Genomic DNA, 15,885 nt, shown 5'->3' with positions numbered 1-15,885 from the left:
CTCTTCGCCTCCCGCTGTTTATCCTGGAAGAGGCGATGACCGTCACACTTCACGTCTGTATTACCTGCCGTGCCGGCCAGACGCTCGACGAGGGTGAGACGACGCCCGGCAAGCGCCTGCATGGTGCGATCCTCGACGCCGGCGTGCCCGAGGGCGTCAATGTGGTTCCCGTCGAATGCCTGTCGGCATGCAGCCAGGGTTGCTCGGTTGCGCTCAGCGCGCCCGGCCGCTGGTCCTATGTCTATGGCCGTCTGTCAGAGGCCCATGCGAGCGACGTGGTCGCGGGTGCTGCGGCCTATGCCGCCGCGCCCGACGGCCTCGTGCCCTGGCGCAGCCGTCCCGAAATCTTCCGCAAGCAGTCGCTTGCCCGCATTCCCCCCATTGCCGTGTTGCCGGAGGCCGCCGAATGAACTCGCTCGCAAAAGTCCCTGTGACGGTGGTCACGGGTTTTCTCGGCTCCGGCAAGACCACGCTGATCCAGCATCTGCTCGCAAACCCTGACGGCAAGAAGCTCGCCGTGCTGGTCAACGAGTTCGGCAGCGAGGGTGTCGACGGCGAGATCCTGAAATCCTGCGCCGATGCGAATTGCCCGGAGGAGAACATCGTCGAGCTCGCCAATGGCTGCATCTGCTGCACCGTTGCGGACGATTTCATTCCGACCATGGAAAAGCTCTTGGCGCGGCCGGTGCGGCCCGATCACATCCTGATCGAGACCTCGGGCCTGGCGCTGCCGAAGCCGCTGCTGAAGGCGTTCGACTGGCCGGAGATCCGCTCGCGGATCACGGTCGACGGCGTGATCGCGCTGGCCGATGCCGAGGCTGTTGCCGCCGGCCGTTTTGCGCCGGACCCGGCTGCCGTGGAAGCGCAGCGCGCAGCGGATGGAAATCTCGATCACGAGACGCCGCTGTCGGAAGTGTTCGAGGACCAGATCGCCTGCGCCGACATCGTGCTGCTGACCAAGGCCGATCTTGCGGGGGCCGCAGGGATCGAAGCCGCCAAGGCCGCCATTACCGCCGAGATGCCGCGCCGCGTGCCGATGCTATCCGTCACCGATGGCGCGATCGATGCGCGTGTCATCCTCGGCCTTGGCGCCGCCGCAGAGAACGATCTCGCCGCGCGCCCCTCGCATCACGACGGCGAGGAGGATCACGAGCACGACGATTTCGCCTCCGTTGTGATCGATCTTCCTGAAATCAGCGACATCGACGCACTGGTCGCGTCGGTGCAGCGTCTTTCGCGCGAGCAGAACGTGCTGCGCGTCAAGGGCTATATCGCGGTCGCGGGCAAGCCGATGCGCCTGTTGCTGCAAGCGGTCGGCGAGCGCGTGCGCCACCAGTTCGACAAGCCCTGGGGCGCAGCTCTCAGGCAGTCGAAGCTTGTCGTGATCGGCGAGCACGGCGATATCGACGAGGCCGCGATCAAGGTCGGACTTGGGCTTTCAGGATCTGGTATCTGATGCACGTCGTCTTCCGCGAGAGCCGCGGTCTCGAGGAGACCGCGACGCCAAGGGACATCGGCCAGGACCCGGCCGATCTCGTGGTGCTCTCGTACTCGGATTCCGACCTTGCCGCGTTCGCGGCCGGCTGGCGGCGCGGCCGTAACAGCCTGCCGTCGCTGCGGCTCGCCAATCTCGCGGAGCTGCGTCATCCGTTGTCGGTCGACACCTATATCGAGCGCACGCTGTCGCAGGCGCGCGGCATCCTGGTGCGCCTGATCGGCGGTGAGTCCTATTGGCCGTACGGGCTCGCGGCCCTGCAGCAGCTTGCGAAGAACCGCAACATCGTGCTGGCCGTGCTGCCGGCCGACGGCCGCGACGACACGCGGCTCGATGCCTACTCGACCCTGCCGGTTTCGACGCTGCGCCGGCTCAAGGTGCTCTGCGACACCGGCGGTCCTGTTGCAGCCCAGGCCGCGATCGCGCAGCTCGCGTTGGCCTCGGGCCTTTACGCAGGCCCGGTCGTCGGCGAGATGAACCTGCCTGAGATGGGCTTTTACGATCCCGCGCGTGGCGTCATTGCTGCGCCGATGGCAGGCGAGGGAAAGCCGCTCGCGTTCGTGACCTTCTATCGTTCCTATCTCACCGCCGCGGATACCGGGCCGGTCGACGCCCTGATCGCGGCGCTGCGCGAGCGCGGCTTTGACGCGTACGGCGCGTTCGTCACCTCGCTGAAGGCTCCGGGCGTTGCGGACTGGCTGCGGACCTATTTCGCGACGAATCCTCCGGCCGCGATCGTCAACGCGACGGCGTTCTCGGCGATGGGCGACGACGGCACGACACCGTTCGATGCTGCATCATGTCCCGTCTTCCAGGTCGCGCTCTCATCGGCACGGCGCGAAGACTGGGCGGAGTCGCTGCGCGGCCTGTCGCCCGGCGATCTCGCGATGCATGTGGTGCTGCCGGAGGTCGACGGCCGCCTGTTCGCGGGCGTGGTGAGTTTCAAATCGGCGGCGGAGCGCGATCCCGATCTGCAATTTTCGCATCTGGCGCACCGCCCTGACGAGGAGCGCGTGAACGCCGTCGCCGCGCGCGTTGCGGCCTGGCGGCGCCTCGCGGAGACGCCAGCCGCCGAGAAACGGGTGGCGCTCGTGCTCTCGAACTACCCGGGCCGTCCGCATCAGATCGCGCATGCGGTTGGTCTCGATGCGCTGGCGTCGGTCGAGGCATTGCTGTCTGACCTGACCGAGTCCGGCATCGATGTTGCGCCGGTTCAGGCGCTCGGCGAGACGCTGCTCAAGCAGAACTTGACCTGGAGCGTCGCCGACTACCGCGCGGCGCTCTCGCGCTTGCCGCAAGCCTTGCAGGATGATCTCGCGCAGGCCTGGGGCGCGCCGGAGGATGACCCGAGCTGTCGCGACGGTGCATTTCAGTTCGCGGCCATCGCAAGTGGCCAATCGATCATCGCGGTTCAGCCCGAGCGCGGCGATGCGACCACGCGCGATGCCGACTATCACGATCTCGCCCGCACGCCACGCCACGCCTATGTCGCGTTCTATCTCTGGCTCCGGCAGCAGGGTTTTGACGCCGTCGTGCACATGGGCGCGCATGGCACGCTGGAATGGCTGCCCGGAAGATCCGTGGCGCTGTCCTCACATTGCTGGCCGGAAGCCCTGATCGGCGATCTGCCGGTCATCTATCCCTTCATCGTCAACGATCCCGGCGAGGCCGCGCAGGCCAAGCGGCGCTTGGGTGCCGTCACCATCGGCCATCTGCCGCCGCCGCTGGAACAATCCGCGGTGCCGGACGGCCTGCGCCGGCTCGAACGTTTGCTGGACGAATATTCGACCGCCGATGGTCTCGACCCCGCCCGACGTCAGCGTCTGATCGCCGCGATTCGCGACGAAGCGCGTGCGGCAGGGCTCGAAGACGATCTCGGTCTCGATGCATCGGCTGCACCGGCGGAAGCGATCCCGCGGATCGATCGCTTCGTCTGCGATCTCAAGGAGAGCCAGTTCGGCGACGGGTTGCACGTGTTCGGCCGCGGCACCTGCGCCGACGCGGAGCGCGATGCGTTGCGTGCCGCGCTAGCGGGACAGCGCGTTGCGCCGGGGCCATCGGGCTCGCCGTATCGCGGACGCCAGGACGTGGTGCCGACCGGACGCAATCTCTTTGCCGTTGATCCGCGCGCGGTGCCGACGCCGTCGGCGCATGCGCAAGGCATCAGGCTCGCGGAAGAGCTGCTGCGTCGCCATTTGCAGGATCACGGCGACTGGCCGAAAGGCCTCGTGGTCGATCTCTGGGGCTCCGCGACGATGCGGACCGCCGGCGAGGAGTTTGCCATGGCGCTGCATCTCGCCGGCCTTGCGCCGCGCTGGGATCACGCCTCCGGCCGCGTCACCGGCTATGACATCATCGCACCGACGGAGCTCGGGCGCCCCCGTATCGACGTCACGCTGCGCGTGTCGGGCCTGTTCCGCGATGTCTTCTCCGGCCTTGCGCAATTGTTCGAGGCCGCCGCCGAGGCGCTCGCAACGCGCGAGGAGGAGGGCGACGAGAATCCCTATCGTCACCGCGCCTCGCGTGTGTTCGCGCCGCGCCCCGGCCAATACGGCGTGGGTCTGTCCGCGATCCCCGATGCCTTTACGGCCGAGACGCGTGATGCCGCCGGCGAAGCCTGGCTGTCGGCATCGTCCTGGGCGTTCTCCGCGGACGGTGCGATGCAGCCGGATCGGGCCGGCATCGAGACGCGGCTCGCATCCGCCGATGCTTTCGTGCACGTCCAGGACTTGCCGGAGACCGATCTTCTGCTCGCCGCGGATTACGCCGCGCATGAAGCAGGCATCGCGGCGGCCGCAGCGCATCTCGGTGCGGCAGGACCATCGCTCTATCACCTCGATACGACGCGGCCCGAGCAGCCGCACGCGCGGACGCTGACCGAGGAAATCTCCCGCGTCGTCCGCGCACGCGCGGCCAATCCGGCCTGGATCGCCGGCATGATGCGGCACGGTTTTCGCGGTGCCGCCGAGATCACCGCGACGCTGGAGCACATGGCCGCCTTCGCGCATCTGGCCGGCGCCGTGCCGCCGCATCTGTTCGATCTCTACTACGATGCGACGCTCGGCGACGCCGATGTCCGCACCTTCATGGCCCGCGAGAATCCGGCGGCGCTCGCCGCGATGGAGACCTGCTTCACACGCCTGCACGAAGCCTCGCTCTGGCGAACGCGCCGCAATTCGATCGCGGCTGCGCTGAAGGAGGCTTCATGAGTGCGGCCGCGATCAAGGGCTGGTGTCCCGGCGCGTTGCGCCCGATGCAATCGGGCGACGGGCTGGTGGTTCGCGTGCGCCCGTTCGGCGGGCGCCTCGAAGCTGCACAGGTCGCCGGGCTTGCTGAGCTCGCCGAACGCTACGGCAATGGTCTCATCGATGTGACGAGCCGCGCCAACCTCCAGATCAGAGGCGTCAGCGAGCAAGGCCATCGCCGGCTGCTCGATGGACTCGCGTTGCTGCGGCTGCTCGACCCCGATACCGACATCGAAGCCCGGCGCAACATTTTGGTGACGCCGTTCTGGAACAGCGGTGATGAGACACAGGCGCTCGCCGCGGAGCTTGAGGAAGCGCTCGCCGACAGCACGCTCGATCTCCCCACAAAGTTCGGCTTCGCCATCGACGATGGAAAGTCGCGCGTACTCGCCGGCGATTCCGCCGACGTGCGCATCGAGCGCGATCACGGCGGCCGGCTCCTGGTGCGGGCCGATGGCGCAAGGCTGGGCCGCTCGGTCGCGCGCGGTGAGACCGTAAGCACGGCCCTCGCGCTCGCGAACTGGTTCATCTCGTCCGGCGGCGCGAAGGGCGGGCGAGGGCGCATGGCAGCTCATATCGCGGTAGGCTCGGTATTGCCTGAGTCTTTGAGCGGCGAAACCGAGCCTGCTCCGGTCATGGCCGCGTCACGACCCGGGCATTATCCGCATGGCGCCCTGGTCGGCGTGGCGTTCGGGCAGATGCTGCACACGACGCTCCATCAATTTTCCGGCTGCGGACATGCGCTGCGCATGACGCCATGGCGGATGGTGTTGAGCGAGGGCAAGCGCGAGATGCCGAGCGGGGCAGGCCTCATCACCGAGCCTTACGATCCGGCGTTGCGCGTGATTGCTTGTAGCGGCGCCCCGCGTTGCCGCGAGGCGCATGCCGACACCCGCGCACTCGCTTCCGCCCTTGCGCCGCGCATCGCCCTCGATACGCGCCTTCACGTCTCCGGCTGCGCCAAGGGCTGCGCGCGTTCCGGCGCGTCCGCGGTGACGCTGGTTGCGACCAGCGCCGGATTCGATCTCGTCCGCGACGGCTCGACCCGCGACGAGCCGGTTCTGCGCGGCCTCAACGGTGCCGACATCGTCAGCGATCCCTCCATCCTGGTCGGAGGCCACTGATGCCGCACACCTACGAGACCGACGGCGCGGCGATCTACCGGCAATCCTTCGCGACCATCCGGGCCGAGGCGGATCTTGCGCGCTTCTCGCCGGACGAGGAGCAGGTGGTGGTGCGGATGATCCACGCCGCCGGCATGGTTGGCCTCGAGGCGCATATCCGCTTCACATCAGGCATGGCGACTGCTGCGCGCGCGGCCTTGCAGAGAGGCGCCCCGATCCTGTGCGACGCGCGCATGGTCTCGGAAGGAATTACGCGCGCGAGACTGCCGGCGGCCAACGCCGTGATCTGCACGCTCGGCGACGAGGCCGTTCCCGCGCTCGCGCAGTCCATGCGCAATACGCGCTCGGCTGCGGCGCTGGAGTTGTGGCGACCGCATCTCGACGGCGCAATCGTTGCGATCGGTAACGCGCCGACCGCGCTGTTTCATCTCCTCAACATGCTCGAGGACCCGGGCTGCCCGCGGCCCGCAGCGATCATCGGCTGCCCGGTCGGCTTCGTCGGCGCGGCCGAATCCAAGGCCGCGCTGATGGCCGATCCGCCGGTGCCGGCGCTGACAGTCGAGGGCCGCCTCGGCGGCTCCGCGATCACGGTCGCCGCCGTGAATGCACTGGCGAGCCGGAGCGAATAGCCATGGGACGCATCATCTGCTGCGGTCTCGGCCCCGGCGATCCTGATATGATGAGCGTGCGCGCTGACCGGACGGTGCGGGCTGCGAAGCATGTCGCCTATTTTCGCAAGAAGGGCCGGCCCGGCCAGGCGCGCCGCATCGTCGAAGGCATGTTGGCCTCCGACGTCACCGAATACGCAATGGAATATCCTGTTACGACGGAGCTCGCCTTCGATAGCCCGGAATATGTGCAGCTGCTGGCCGGCTTCTACGACGAATGGGCGGAACGGCTGGCGCGGCTTTCGCGTGCGGTGGACGTCGTCGTGCTCTGCGAGGGCGATCCTTACTTTTACGGCTCCTTCATGCATCTGCACACGCGCCTGCAAGGCCGTGTCGAGATCGAGGTGATCGCCGGCATTCCCGGCATGGTCGGCTGCTGGAACGGCGTCGGACAGCCGATCGCGCTTGGCGACGACGTGACGACGGTGCTGATGGGGACGCTCGCCGAAGACGAACTCGAGCGGCGCATGCGCGATTCCGATGCGCTGGTCATCATGAAGACCGGCCGCAATCTCGCAAAGGTGCGTCGCGCGCTGGCGTCCGCCGGCCGGCTGGACGATGCCTGGCTGGTCGAGCGCGGCACCATGCCGGGCGAGCGCGTGGTGCGGCTCGCCGATATCGATGCCGCCGACTGTCCCTATTTTGCGATTGTGCTCGTGCACGGCAAGGGCCGGCATCTGGACGCCGCCGAATGACGGGCACGCTGATCATCGCGGGCCTCGGGCCGGGCAGCGATGCGCTGGTGACGCCCGAGGTCTCCGCCGCCCTTGCCGCCGCAACCGACATTCTGGGCTATGCGCCCTATGTTGCGCGCGTGCCGCCGCGGGCAGGGCTCACCTTGCACCCCTCCGACAATCGCGAAGAGCTGCAGCGCGCGAGCGAGGCCCTGCGGCTTGCGGCCGAAGGCGGGCAGGTCGTCGTCGTCTCCTCCGGCGATCCCGGTGTCTTCGCGATGGCGTCGGCCGTGTTCGAGGCGCTCGAACAGGCGCCGCAATGGCGCGAGCTTCCCATTCGCGTTTTGCCCGGTATCACAGCGATGCTGGCGGCGGCCGCGCGCGCCGGCGCGCCGCTCGGCCATGATTTCTGCGCGATCAATCTCTCCGACAATCTCAAGCCGTGGGCGGTGATCGAGAAGCGCCTGCGGCTGGCCGCGGAAGCCGATTTTGCCATTGCGATGTACAATCCGCGCTCGGCAAGCCGGCCGGAGGGTTTTGGCCGCGCGCTTGCGGTGTTGAAGGACACCGGCTGCGGCGAGCGCCTCGTGATCTTCGCGCGCGCGATCAGCGCCGCTGATGAAAGGATCGAGACCGTCACGCTGAACGAAGCGACGCCTGAGATGGCCGACATGCGCACGCTTGTGATCGTCGGCAACTCGCAGACGCGCCGCGTCGGCCGCTGGGTCTATGCCCCGAGGCAGGCGCGATGACCGAGCCACTGCATGATCTCGGCCACGCTCTCAACCCGCAACCGTTCGGGCAGTTTTGGCCGCGCGATCATGATCACGGGCAGGCCGAGCATGCGGGCCGCGTCGATCTTGGCGCGTGCGCCGTCGCCGCCGGAATTGCGGGCGACAATCCATGCGATGCCGCGCGTGCGCATCATTTCGAGCTCGCCGTCGAACGTGAATGGCCCGCGCGACACGATCACGTCCGCAGCGAAGGGCAGCGGTGCTTCGGGCGGATCGACGAACCGCAGCGTGTAGGTGTGCTGTGGCTTGCTCGCGAAGGGCGCGATGTGCTGCCGGCCGATGGCGAGGAACATTTTTGCCGGCGTCTCGGGCAGCGCAGCGAGCGCGGCGGTGACGTCGGCGACTTCGATCCAGGTGTCGCCGGGCGCCTTCGTCCAAGGCGCGCGCTCGAGCGCGATCAGCGGCGTTCCCGTTTGCGCGCACGCCTGGACCGCGTGGCGGCTCATCTCGGCAGCGAAGGGATGCGTGGCGTCGATCGCATGCGTGATGCGCTCACGGCGAATATAGTCGGCAAGCCCGCTCACGCCGCCGAAGCCGCCGATGCGGGTCGGCAGCGGCTGATCGGCGGGCGCGCGGGTTCGGCCGCCATAGGAATACACGGCGTCGATGCGCGCGCGTGCGACTTCCGCGGCGAGCAAGCTCGCATCGGCGGTTCCGCCCAGAATGAGGGCGCGCGTCATGGCTGATCCCTGGCTGACCATCATCGGTATCGGCGAAGATGGCCTTGCCGGGCTGTCCGAGGCAAGCCGAAAGGCGCTTGCCAAGGCAGAAACTGTTTTTGGTGGCGAGCGTCATCTCGCGTTTGCTGACGTGGAGGGGCGCGGTCGTCCGTGGCCGGTGCCGTTCGACGCAGACATCGTGCTGAGCTGCCGCGGCCGGCCGACGGTGGTACTCGCCTCCGGCGATCCGTTCTGGCACGGCGCGGGTGCAAGTGTCGCCGAGAAGCTCGATGCCAACGAGTGGATCGCGCATTCGGCGCCATCGACCTTCTCGCTCGCCGCCGCGCGGCTCGGCTGGCGCCTCGAAGCCATCGCCTGTCTCGGGCTTCATGCCGCGCCGTTCGAGCGTCTCGTACCGCATCTCGTGCAAGGTGCGCGCATCATTTGCCTCGTGCGTGACGGCAAGGCCGCCGGTGATCTCGCGAAATGGCTGAGCGAGCGCGGTTGTGGCGCCTCGGCGTTCTGGACTCTCGCCGCGCTCGGCGGGCCGCGCGAAAGCATCGCTGAGCATCGTGCCGACAGCTTTGCGGGCGATCTCGCCGAAAACCTGGTCGCAGTGGCCGTCGAGGCGAGGGGCGGGCAAGGCATTCCCCGCAGCTCCGGCCTGACCGACGATCTCTTCATGCATGATGGCCAGATCACCAAGCGGCCGGTGCGTGCGCTGGCGCTCTCGGCGCTGGCGCCGCGACCCGGCGAGCGGCTGTGGGATATCGGCGCGGGTTCTGGCTCGATCTCTGTGGAATGGGCGCTGTGCGGCGGGACGGCGACCGCCATCGAGGCGCGCGAGGATCGTGCCGCGAATATCCGCAGCAATGCAACAGCGTTCGGATTGGCGCATCGGATCACTGTCATCACGGGGAGCGCGCCGAAAGCTTTTGCTGCGTTGGAAGCGCCGGATGCCGTCTTCATCGGTGGCGGTCTCGATATCGCGATGTTCGATGCCATCTGGCCGCGGCTTGCGCCGGGTGCGCGGCTCGTCGCGCATGCGGTGACGCTGGAGACGGAGGCGCTGCTCGGCGAACTGCACCAGCGCCACGGCGGCGAATTGATGCGGGTCGAGATTGCCCATGCCGCGCCGCTCGGCCGCTACCGGTCCTGGGAAGCGTCGCGGCCCGTGGTGCAATGGAGTGCGGTTCGATGAAAGTCGCCGGACTCGGATTCAAAAAGGATGTCACGCTGGCTTCGCTGCGTGAGGCGCTGCTGGCGGCGGGTGGTCCCGAGGGCCTTGCGGCGGTCGCGACTGTCAGCGACAAGGCCGACGCGGAGCCGCTCAAACAGCTCGCGCGTGAATGCGGCGTGCCGATCAAGCCGGTTCCGGCGGACATGCTGGCCGGCATCGAGACGCCGACGCAATCGGAGCTCGTCGCGGAGAAGTTCGGCACGGGCTCGGTCGCCGAAGCCGCGGCGCTCGTTGCCGCTGGTCCTCGCGCGCGATTGATTGCGACGCGGGCGGTCTCGCGGGATCGCACCGCGACCGCCGCGATCGCGGAAGGAGACGGCGCATGACGGTGCACTTCATCGGTGCAGGGCCGGGCGCTCCGGATTTGCTGACGTTGCGCGGACGCGACCTGATCGCGGCCTGTCCGGTCTGCCTCTATGCGGGCTCGCTGGTGCCCGAGGGCGTGCTGGCGCATTGCCCGCCCGGTGCACGGATCGTCAACACCGCGCCGCTGTCGCTTGACGAGATCATCGCGGAGATCGCCGCCGCGCATGCCGCCGGCAAGGATGTTGCCCGCCTGCATTCCGGCGATCTCTCGATCTGGTCGGCGATGGGCGAGCAGCTTCGTCGCCTGCGCGCGCTCGGTATTCCCTACACGGTCACGCCAGGTGTTCCGTCGTTTTCGGCTGCAGCAGCTGCACTAGAGATTGAGCTGACGCTGCCCGGTCTTGCCCAGTCAGTCGTGCTGACGCGCACGCCGGGCCGCGCCAGCGCGATGCCTGAGGGCGAAAAGCTCGCGGCGTTCGCCGCCACCGGTGCGGTGCTCGCGATCCATCTGTCGATCCATCTGCTCGACAAGGTCGTCGCCGAGCTCACGCCGCATTACGGCGCGGATTGCCCCGTCGCGATCGTCTGGCGCGCGAGCTGGCCGGACCAGCGCATCGTTCGCGCCACGCTGGCGACGCTCGATGCCGCCGTCGGCACCGAGATGGAGCGCACCGCGCTGATCCTGGTTGGCAAGACGCTTGGAGCGGCGGATTTTGACGAGAGCCGCCTCTATGCCGCCGATTACGATCGGCGCTATCGGCCGGTCGGCGCCGATCCGCGCTTTCCGGAGGCATCGTGATGCCGGCAGGGCTTGTCATCTCGGCGCCGGCCTCCGGCGTCGGCAAAACCACGCTGACGCTGGCGCTGGCGCGCGCCTGGCGCAATCGCGGATTGAACGTGCAGTGCTTCAAGAGCGGGCCCGACTATATCGATCCCGCCTTCCATGCCGCTGCGACGGGGCGCGCTTCCGTCAACGTCGATAGCTGGGCGATGGATCGCGGGACGATTGCTCATCTCGTGGGTCGCGGCACTGATGCCGATGTCGTGCTCGCGGAGGGTTCGATGGGCCTGTTCGACGGCGTCGCCGCGCGCGGCGTCTCCGGCACCGGCGCCACCGCCGACATTGCGGAGATGCTGGGCTGGCCGGTGCTGCTGGTGATCGATCCTTCCGGACAGGCGCAGACGGCGGCGGCGATCGCCGCAGGCCTTCGCGACTATCGTGCCGGCGTGCGCCTTGCCGGCGTGGTGCTCAATCGCGTCGCCAGCCCGCGACATGAAGATCTCGTGCGGCGTGCACTGAACGACGCCGGCATCGCCGTGTTCGGCGCGCTGCCGCGTCATGCAGAAATCAGCCTGCCGAAACGGCATCTCGGCCTGGTGCAGGCCGAAGAGCAGGCCGAGATCGGCAAGCTGATCGACGAAGCCGCGCGCTTCGTCGCCGAGCATGTCGATCTCGATGCGGTGCTGCGGGCGGCAGCAAGCTGTTCGCCGCAACCGGCGGCAAACGGCATGAACGTGACGCCGCCCGGGCAGCGCATTGCGTTGGCCCGCGATGCCGCGTTCTCCTTCATCTATCCGCACATGCTGGAGGCCTGGCGCGCGGCCGGCGCCGAGATCTCGACATTCTCGCCGCTTGCCGATGAAGCGCCTGACGCGAGCGCCGATGTCTGCTGGCTGCCCGGCGGCTATCCCGAACTGCATGCCGGCACGATCGCGGCCAATGCGCGCTTTCGCAGCGGCTTGCGCGCCTTCGCTGACACACGGCCGGTGCACGGCGAATGCGGAGGCTATATGGTGCTGGGAACCGCTCTGACCGACGCCGACGGCGTCCGTCATGAGATGACGGGCCTGCTCGGACTGGAGACGAGCTTTGCCAAGCGCCGCATGCATCTCGGCTATCGTCTCGCTGCGCTCGCCGCGCCGATGCCGGGCCATCAGGTCGGCGCGCGCCTGCGCGGTCACGAGTTCCACTATTCGACGATTGTCGCGCAGCCGGATACGCCGCTGGCGGTCGTGCACGATGCAACAGGCGCGATCATCGCCGAGACCGGCTCGCGGCGGGGACAAGCCACCGGCACGTTCTTCCATCTGATCGCGGAGGATCGGTGAGCGGTTTTGTCACTTTCATCTCGGCCGGCCCCGGCGACCCCGAGCTCCTCACGCTCAAAGGCGCCGCGCGGCTGCGCGATGCCGACGTCGTGCTCTATGACGACCTCGCCTCGGGCGCGATCCTCGATCTGGCCCGGCCCGGCGCCAATCTCGTCGCGGTCGGGAAGCGGGCAGGGCGGCCCTCGACCAAGCAGCACCACGTCAACCGCCTGCTGATCGATTACGCCGCGGCCGGCGTCCGTGTGGTGCGGCTGAAATCGGGCGATGCCGGTATCTTTGGCCGGCTCGAGGAGGAGCTGGAGGCTCTGCGCGAAGCCGGCATCGGCTACGAGATCATTCCCGGAATCACCTCGGCCTGTGTCGCCGCCGCGCAAGCCGGCATTCCCCTGACCCGGCGCCACACCTCGCGCCGGGTGCAGTTCGTGACCGGGGCCGATGTCACCGGCGAGCTGCCGCAGAATTTGAACTGGGCGGCGCTGGCGGATCCCGAAGCGACCACCGTCGTCTATATGGGCCGGCGCACCTTTCCGGCGCTTGTCGCAAAATTGATCGAGCACGGCCTCGCCCCTGATACCCCGGCGCTGTTCGCCGAATCCCTCGGTCGTCCCGACGAGCGGCTGGTCCGCACCACCATTGCCGAGCTGGCGGAACAGCTTGCGCGGGGCGGCGCGGCCTCGACGGCGGCGGTGATCCTGTTTGGCGCGCTGGCGGGCGATTATCCGTCAGGACCGTCCCGGCCGCCCTTCGCCCCTTGACGCCCGGCTGGCGAAAGGGGCACACAGGAGACGCATGGTGCTCGAGGCGGCGCAAACCGCCGGAGCATAATCGGGAATGGGGGTGGGCGGACAGTTGCGCCGCCCAAAACCCCAGCCGCCCCCGCGACTGTAAGCGGTGAGGGACTCCGATCAGCCACTGGGCCGCAAGGCCCGGGAAGGCCGGAGAACCCCAGTGAACCGCGAGCCAGGAGACCGGCCGTGCATGTCTTGTGGCCAAGGCCGTCGGGTGTGACGGCAGGAAGGAACTGAACCATGCATATCGAACCCGGAGTCGTATCGGGCGCCAAGCTCGTGTTGAGTTACGCAACCGGCATCGCAGTCGGCGGCGTTGCGCTGAAGCTCGCGGTCGAGACCGTGCGCGAGCAGGGCATCACGTCGTTCGCGGCGCGGACGCTCGCCACCACGGGCCTCGTTTTCGTCTTCTTCGAGATCCTGCCGCACTTCCCGGTGGGCGTCTCCGAGGTGCACTTCATCCTCGGCTCGACCCTGTTCCTGCTGTTTGGGGCAGCGCCCGCGGCCTTCGGCCTTGCGTTCGGACTGTTGTTCCAGGGCATCTTCTTCGAGCCGCCCGATCTGCCGCAATTCGGCATGAACGTCACCACGCTGCTGGTGCCGCTGTTCGGGATCCAGGCGATCGCCGCGCGGATCATTGCCCGCAACACCGCCTATGTCGATCTCAGGTATCGCCAGGCGCTGGCGCTGTCGACCACGTATCAGGCCGGCGTCATCGCCTGGGTTGCGTTCTGGGCGCTCTATGGCTCGGGCTTCGGTGCGACCAACCTCGTCAACATCGCGACCTTCGCGGCCTCCTACGCGCTCGTCATCGTGATCGAGCCGCTGGCCGACCTCGGTGTGCTGGCGCTGGCGAAGTCGCTGCGCGGCGTCACCGCGCCCGGCCTCGTTACCCCGCGTTTGCATAACGCGGCTTGAGAGACAAGCGAACGGGCGGCCGTGATGGCCGCCCTTCGCACTCACGATGCTGACACTCTCCCTGATAGGCATCGGTTGCGGCGATCCCGAGCAGCTCACGCGCGCCGCCGTTCAAGCCATCAACGCGGCCGATCTCATCCTGATCCCGCGCAAGGGGACGGCGAAGTCCGATCTCGCAGATCTCAGGCGGACGATCTGCGCGGATGTACTCACCAATCCAACGACGCGCATTGCCGAGTTCGATCTTCCTGTGCGCGATGCCGGTGAAGCGGACTATCACAAGGGCGTGGACGACTGGCACGATGCCGTGGCCGCGGCGTGGTCGCGGACGATCGCCAGCCATCTCGAAGGTAAAGGCAAGGTCGCGCTGCTGATCTGGGGCGATCCCTCGCTGTACGATTCCTCGCTGCGCATTGCGCGGCGGCTCGATCCCTTGCCTGATATCGAGGTCGTGCCGGGCATCACCTCGATCCAGGCGCTGTGCGCGGCGCATGCGCTGCCGCTCAACGACATCGGCGAGCCCTTCCTGGTCACGACGGGGCGCCGCTTGCGCGAAGGCGGCTGGCCGCAGGGCGTCGATACCGTGGTGGTGATGCTCGACGGCGGCACGGCTTTCCAGTCGCTCGATCCAGCCGGGCTGCACATCTGGTGGGGCGCCTATCTCGGTATGCACGATCAGATCGTCATGTCGGGCGTTCTGGCCGAGATCGGCCCGCGCATCGTCGCCGCGCGACAGGATGCGCGCGAGCGGCACGGATGGATCATGGACAGCTACATTCTCAAGCGCAGGCCGTAAGCGAGGCAGCATGCTCCCCGAATGGGTCACCCGGAAATGCCCCGAGGTCTCCGCTGTCCATCGCGAGGCGGCGCTCGCGCGTCAGGCGCAACTCACAAAGCCGGCCGGCGCGCTCGGCCGGCTGGAGCAGCTTGCGGTCGAGCTTGCGGGCCTGCAGGCGACCGAGCAACCGCGCGCTGCGCGAGTGCCGATCATCGTCTTCGCCGGCGATCACGGCATCGTCGCGCAGGGCGTGTCGGCCTATCCGCAAGGAGTGACCATCGCGATGATGGCGAATTTTGCCTCGGGCGGTGCCGCGATCTCGGTGCTGGCGCGTGAGCTTGGCTCAGGCCTGGAGGTCGTCGACGCCGGCACGCTGGCACAGGAGGAGATGGCAGGAATCGTCACCGACAAGCCGCGCAGCGGCACGCGCGACTTCAGCGTGGAAGCAGCGCTCACCCCCACGGAGCTGGCATTCGCCTTCGAAGCCGGTCAGCGCGCAGTCGCGCGCGCGGCAGCCGGCAGGCCCGATCTCCTGATCTTCGGCGAGATGGGCATCGGCAATACCACGACGTCGGCGGCGATTGCGGCGAGCCTGCTCGGCATCAGTGCCGAGGAGATCGCGGGCAGCGGTACCGGCGTCGACGCGGCCGGCCGCGCGCACAAGGCGGGTGTGATCGATGCGGCGATTGCGCATCACGGCATTGCGGGCGCTTCGCCGGAAAAAATCCTGTGCGCCGTCGGCGGCCTCGAAATCGCGGCGATTTGCGGCGCCATCATTGCGGCTGCGCAAGCCCGCGTTCCCGTGTTGATCGATGGCTTCATCGTATCGGTGGCGGCGCTGGCGGCGGTACGGCTGAACCCGTCGTGCCAGCCATTCCTGCTGCCGTCGCATCAATCGGCGGAGCAGGGGCATCGGCTGGTGTTGCGTGCGCTGAACGTGCAGCCGTTGATCAGCCTCGATCTCAGGCTCGGCGAAGGATCGGGTGCGGCCATCGCGCTGCCGCTGGTGCGGCTCGCGTGCAGCCTTCACAACGGCATGGCGACCTTCGCGCAGGCCAATGTGCCGGATCGCCCGGCCTGACCCGGC

General features: G+C 68.1%; 16 protein-coding genes and 1 riboswitch. Of the genes, 15 read left to right on the top strand and 1 reads right to left on the bottom strand.

Going from position 1 to position 15,885, the window contains the following annotated elements; all coding sequences use genetic code 11:
• The first annotated feature begins 35 nt into the window (after nt 1-35).
• The 7 genes from AB7290_RS29735 to cobJ are packed head-to-tail and all read left to right on the top strand — an operon-like array spanning nt 36 to nt 7,958.
• Nucleotides 36-410, top strand: coding sequence for a DUF1636 family protein (locus AB7290_RS29735; protein ID WP_028148471.1), 375 nt, complete (start codon nt 36-38; stop codon nt 408-410).
• On the top strand, nt 407-1,456 hold the full coding sequence (gene cobW, locus AB7290_RS29730; protein ID WP_085403126.1) for a cobalamin biosynthesis protein CobW: 1,050 nt from the start codon (nt 407-409) through the stop codon (nt 1,454-1,456). Before AB7290_RS29735 ends, cobW begins: the two co-directional genes overlap by 4 nt.
• A complete protein-coding gene (gene cobN, locus AB7290_RS29725) occupies nt 1,456-4,704 on the top strand; it encodes a cobaltochelatase subunit CobN (RefSeq protein ID WP_085403127.1) in 3,249 nt (1,082 codons plus the stop codon). The genes cobW and cobN overlap by 1 nt, the downstream gene beginning before the upstream one ends.
• A complete protein-coding gene (cobG, locus tag AB7290_RS29720) occupies nt 4,701-5,864 on the top strand; it encodes a precorrin-3B synthase (RefSeq protein ID WP_085403128.1) in 1,164 nt (387 codons plus the stop codon). Before cobN ends, cobG begins: the two co-directional genes overlap by 4 nt.
• Nucleotides 5,864-6,493: a precorrin-8X methylmutase gene (locus AB7290_RS29715; RefSeq protein WP_085403129.1), complete on the top strand. Its 630-nt coding sequence runs from the start codon at nt 5,864-5,866 to the stop codon at nt 6,491-6,493. The genes cobG and AB7290_RS29715 overlap by 1 nt, the downstream gene beginning before the upstream one ends.
• 2 nt (nt 6,494-6,495) lie before the next feature.
• A complete protein-coding gene (locus tag AB7290_RS29710; protein WP_085403130.1) occupies nt 6,496-7,227 on the top strand; it encodes a precorrin-2 C(20)-methyltransferase in 732 nt (243 codons plus the stop codon).
• A complete protein-coding gene (cobJ, locus tag AB7290_RS29705; RefSeq protein ID WP_085403131.1) occupies nt 7,224-7,958 on the top strand; it encodes a precorrin-3B C(17)-methyltransferase in 735 nt (244 codons plus the stop codon). Before AB7290_RS29710 ends, cobJ begins: the two co-directional genes overlap by 4 nt.
• Here cobJ and AB7290_RS29700 read toward each other — a convergent pair.
• Nucleotides 7,934-8,680 carry a cobalt-precorrin-6A reductase gene (locus tag AB7290_RS29700; protein ID WP_085403132.1) on the bottom strand — a complete coding sequence of 249 codons (747 nt, stop codon included), beginning with the start codon at nt 8,678-8,680 and terminating at the stop codon, nt 7,934-7,936. The two genes, cobJ and AB7290_RS29700, sit on opposite strands and share 25 nt — an antisense overlap.
• Here AB7290_RS29700 and cbiT point away from each other — a divergent pair.
• From cbiT to cobT, 8 genes are all read left to right on the top strand, one after another.
• Nucleotides 8,679-9,860, top strand: a complete 1,182-nt coding sequence (gene cbiT, locus AB7290_RS29695; RefSeq protein WP_085403133.1) for a precorrin-6Y C5,15-methyltransferase (decarboxylating) subunit CbiT — start codon at nt 8,679-8,681, stop codon at nt 9,858-9,860. The genes AB7290_RS29700 and cbiT overlap by 2 nt on opposite strands.
• Nucleotides 9,857-10,225, top strand: a complete 369-nt coding sequence (locus tag AB7290_RS29690; protein ID WP_085403134.1) for a cobalamin biosynthesis protein — start codon at nt 9,857-9,859, stop codon at nt 10,223-10,225. The genes cbiT and AB7290_RS29690 overlap by 4 nt, the downstream gene beginning before the upstream one ends.
• Nucleotides 10,222-11,004: a precorrin-4 C(11)-methyltransferase gene (gene cobM, locus AB7290_RS29685; RefSeq protein WP_085403135.1), complete on the top strand. Its 783-nt coding sequence runs from the start codon at nt 10,222-10,224 to the stop codon at nt 11,002-11,004. Before AB7290_RS29690 ends, cobM begins: the two co-directional genes overlap by 4 nt.
• Complete coding sequence (locus AB7290_RS29680) at nt 11,004-12,314, top strand: cobyrinate a,c-diamide synthase (RefSeq protein ID WP_085403136.1); 1,311 nt, start codon at nt 11,004-11,006, stop codon at nt 12,312-12,314. Before cobM ends, AB7290_RS29680 begins: the two co-directional genes overlap by 1 nt.
• Nucleotides 12,311-13,069, top strand: coding sequence for a uroporphyrinogen-III C-methyltransferase (cobA, locus tag AB7290_RS29675; protein WP_085403137.1), 759 nt, complete (start codon nt 12,311-12,313; stop codon nt 13,067-13,069). The genes AB7290_RS29680 and cobA overlap by 4 nt, the downstream gene beginning before the upstream one ends.
• An 18-nt stretch (nt 13,070-13,087) precedes the next feature.
• A riboswitch (cobalamin riboswitch) is annotated at nt 13,088-13,305 on the top strand.
• Between the two features lie 37 nt (nt 13,306-13,342).
• Nucleotides 13,343-14,020 carry an energy-coupling factor ABC transporter permease gene (locus AB7290_RS29670; protein WP_063984424.1) on the top strand — a complete coding sequence of 226 codons (678 nt, stop codon included), beginning with the start codon at nt 13,343-13,345 and terminating at the stop codon, nt 14,018-14,020.
• A gap of 46 nt (nt 14,021-14,066) precedes the next feature.
• Nucleotides 14,067-14,816 carry a precorrin-6A synthase (deacetylating) gene (cobF, locus tag AB7290_RS29665; protein ID WP_085403138.1) on the top strand — a complete coding sequence of 250 codons (750 nt, stop codon included), beginning with the start codon at nt 14,067-14,069 and terminating at the stop codon, nt 14,814-14,816.
• Nucleotides 14,817-14,826: 10 nt separating this feature from the next.
• The gene (cobT, locus tag AB7290_RS29660) at nt 14,827-15,879 is read left to right on the top strand and encodes a nicotinate-nucleotide--dimethylbenzimidazole phosphoribosyltransferase (protein WP_085403139.1); all 1,053 of its coding nucleotides are present in this window, start codon (nt 14,827-14,829) and stop codon (nt 15,877-15,879) included.
• Nucleotides 15,880-15,885 lie beyond the last annotated feature (6 nt).

The sequence above is a fragment of the Bradyrhizobium sp. 613_E4_N2_2 genome, from assembly GCF_052075995.1.
In the GTDB taxonomy this organism is placed as follows: domain Bacteria; phylum Pseudomonadota; class Alphaproteobacteria; order Rhizobiales; family Xanthobacteraceae; genus Bradyrhizobium; species Bradyrhizobium barranii.
Note: the sequence above shows the minus strand (reverse complement) of the source record. Positions and strands in the feature narration are given on the sequence as shown.

What these genes read in the sequence shown, in the direction of transcription:
- AB7290_RS29670 (WP_063984424.1), top strand. Translation starts at nt 13,343, where the DNA reads ATGCATATCGAACCCGGAGTCGTATCGGGCGCCAAGCTCGTGTTGAGT.
- cobT (WP_085403139.1), top strand. Translation starts at nt 14,827, where the DNA reads ATGCTCCCCGAATGGGTCACCCGGAAATGCCCCGAGGTCTCCGCTGTC.
- cobJ (WP_085403131.1), top strand. Translation starts at nt 7,224, where the DNA reads ATGACGGGCACGCTGATCATCGCGGGCCTCGGGCCGGGCAGCGATGCG.
- cobG (WP_085403128.1), top strand. Translation starts at nt 4,701, where the DNA reads ATGAGTGCGGCCGCGATCAAGGGCTGGTGTCCCGGCGCGTTGCGCCCG.
- cbiT (WP_085403133.1), top strand. Translation starts at nt 8,679, where the DNA reads ATGGCTGATCCCTGGCTGACCATCATCGGTATCGGCGAAGATGGCCTT.
- cobN (WP_085403127.1), top strand. Translation starts at nt 1,456, where the DNA reads ATGCACGTCGTCTTCCGCGAGAGCCGCGGTCTCGAGGAGACCGCGACG.
- cobF (WP_085403138.1), top strand. Translation starts at nt 14,067, where the DNA reads ATGCTGACACTCTCCCTGATAGGCATCGGTTGCGGCGATCCCGAGCAG.
- AB7290_RS29700 (WP_085403132.1), bottom strand. Translation starts at nt 8,680, where the DNA reads ATGACGCGCGCCCTCATTCTGGGCGGAACCGCCGATGCGAGCTTGCTC.
- cobM (WP_085403135.1), top strand. Translation starts at nt 10,222, where the DNA reads ATGACGGTGCACTTCATCGGTGCAGGGCCGGGCGCTCCGGATTTGCTG.
- AB7290_RS29710 (WP_085403130.1), top strand. Translation starts at nt 6,496, where the DNA reads ATGGGACGCATCATCTGCTGCGGTCTCGGCCCCGGCGATCCTGATATG.
- AB7290_RS29735 (WP_028148471.1), top strand. Translation starts at nt 36, where the DNA reads ATGACCGTCACACTTCACGTCTGTATTACCTGCCGTGCCGGCCAGACG.
- AB7290_RS29690 (WP_085403134.1), top strand. Translation starts at nt 9,857, where the DNA reads ATGAAAGTCGCCGGACTCGGATTCAAAAAGGATGTCACGCTGGCTTCG.
- cobW (WP_085403126.1), top strand. Translation starts at nt 407, where the DNA reads ATGAACTCGCTCGCAAAAGTCCCTGTGACGGTGGTCACGGGTTTTCTC.
- AB7290_RS29715 (WP_085403129.1), top strand. Translation starts at nt 5,864, where the DNA reads ATGCCGCACACCTACGAGACCGACGGCGCGGCGATCTACCGGCAATCC.
- AB7290_RS29680 (WP_085403136.1), top strand. Translation starts at nt 11,004, where the DNA reads ATGCCGGCAGGGCTTGTCATCTCGGCGCCGGCCTCCGGCGTCGGCAAA.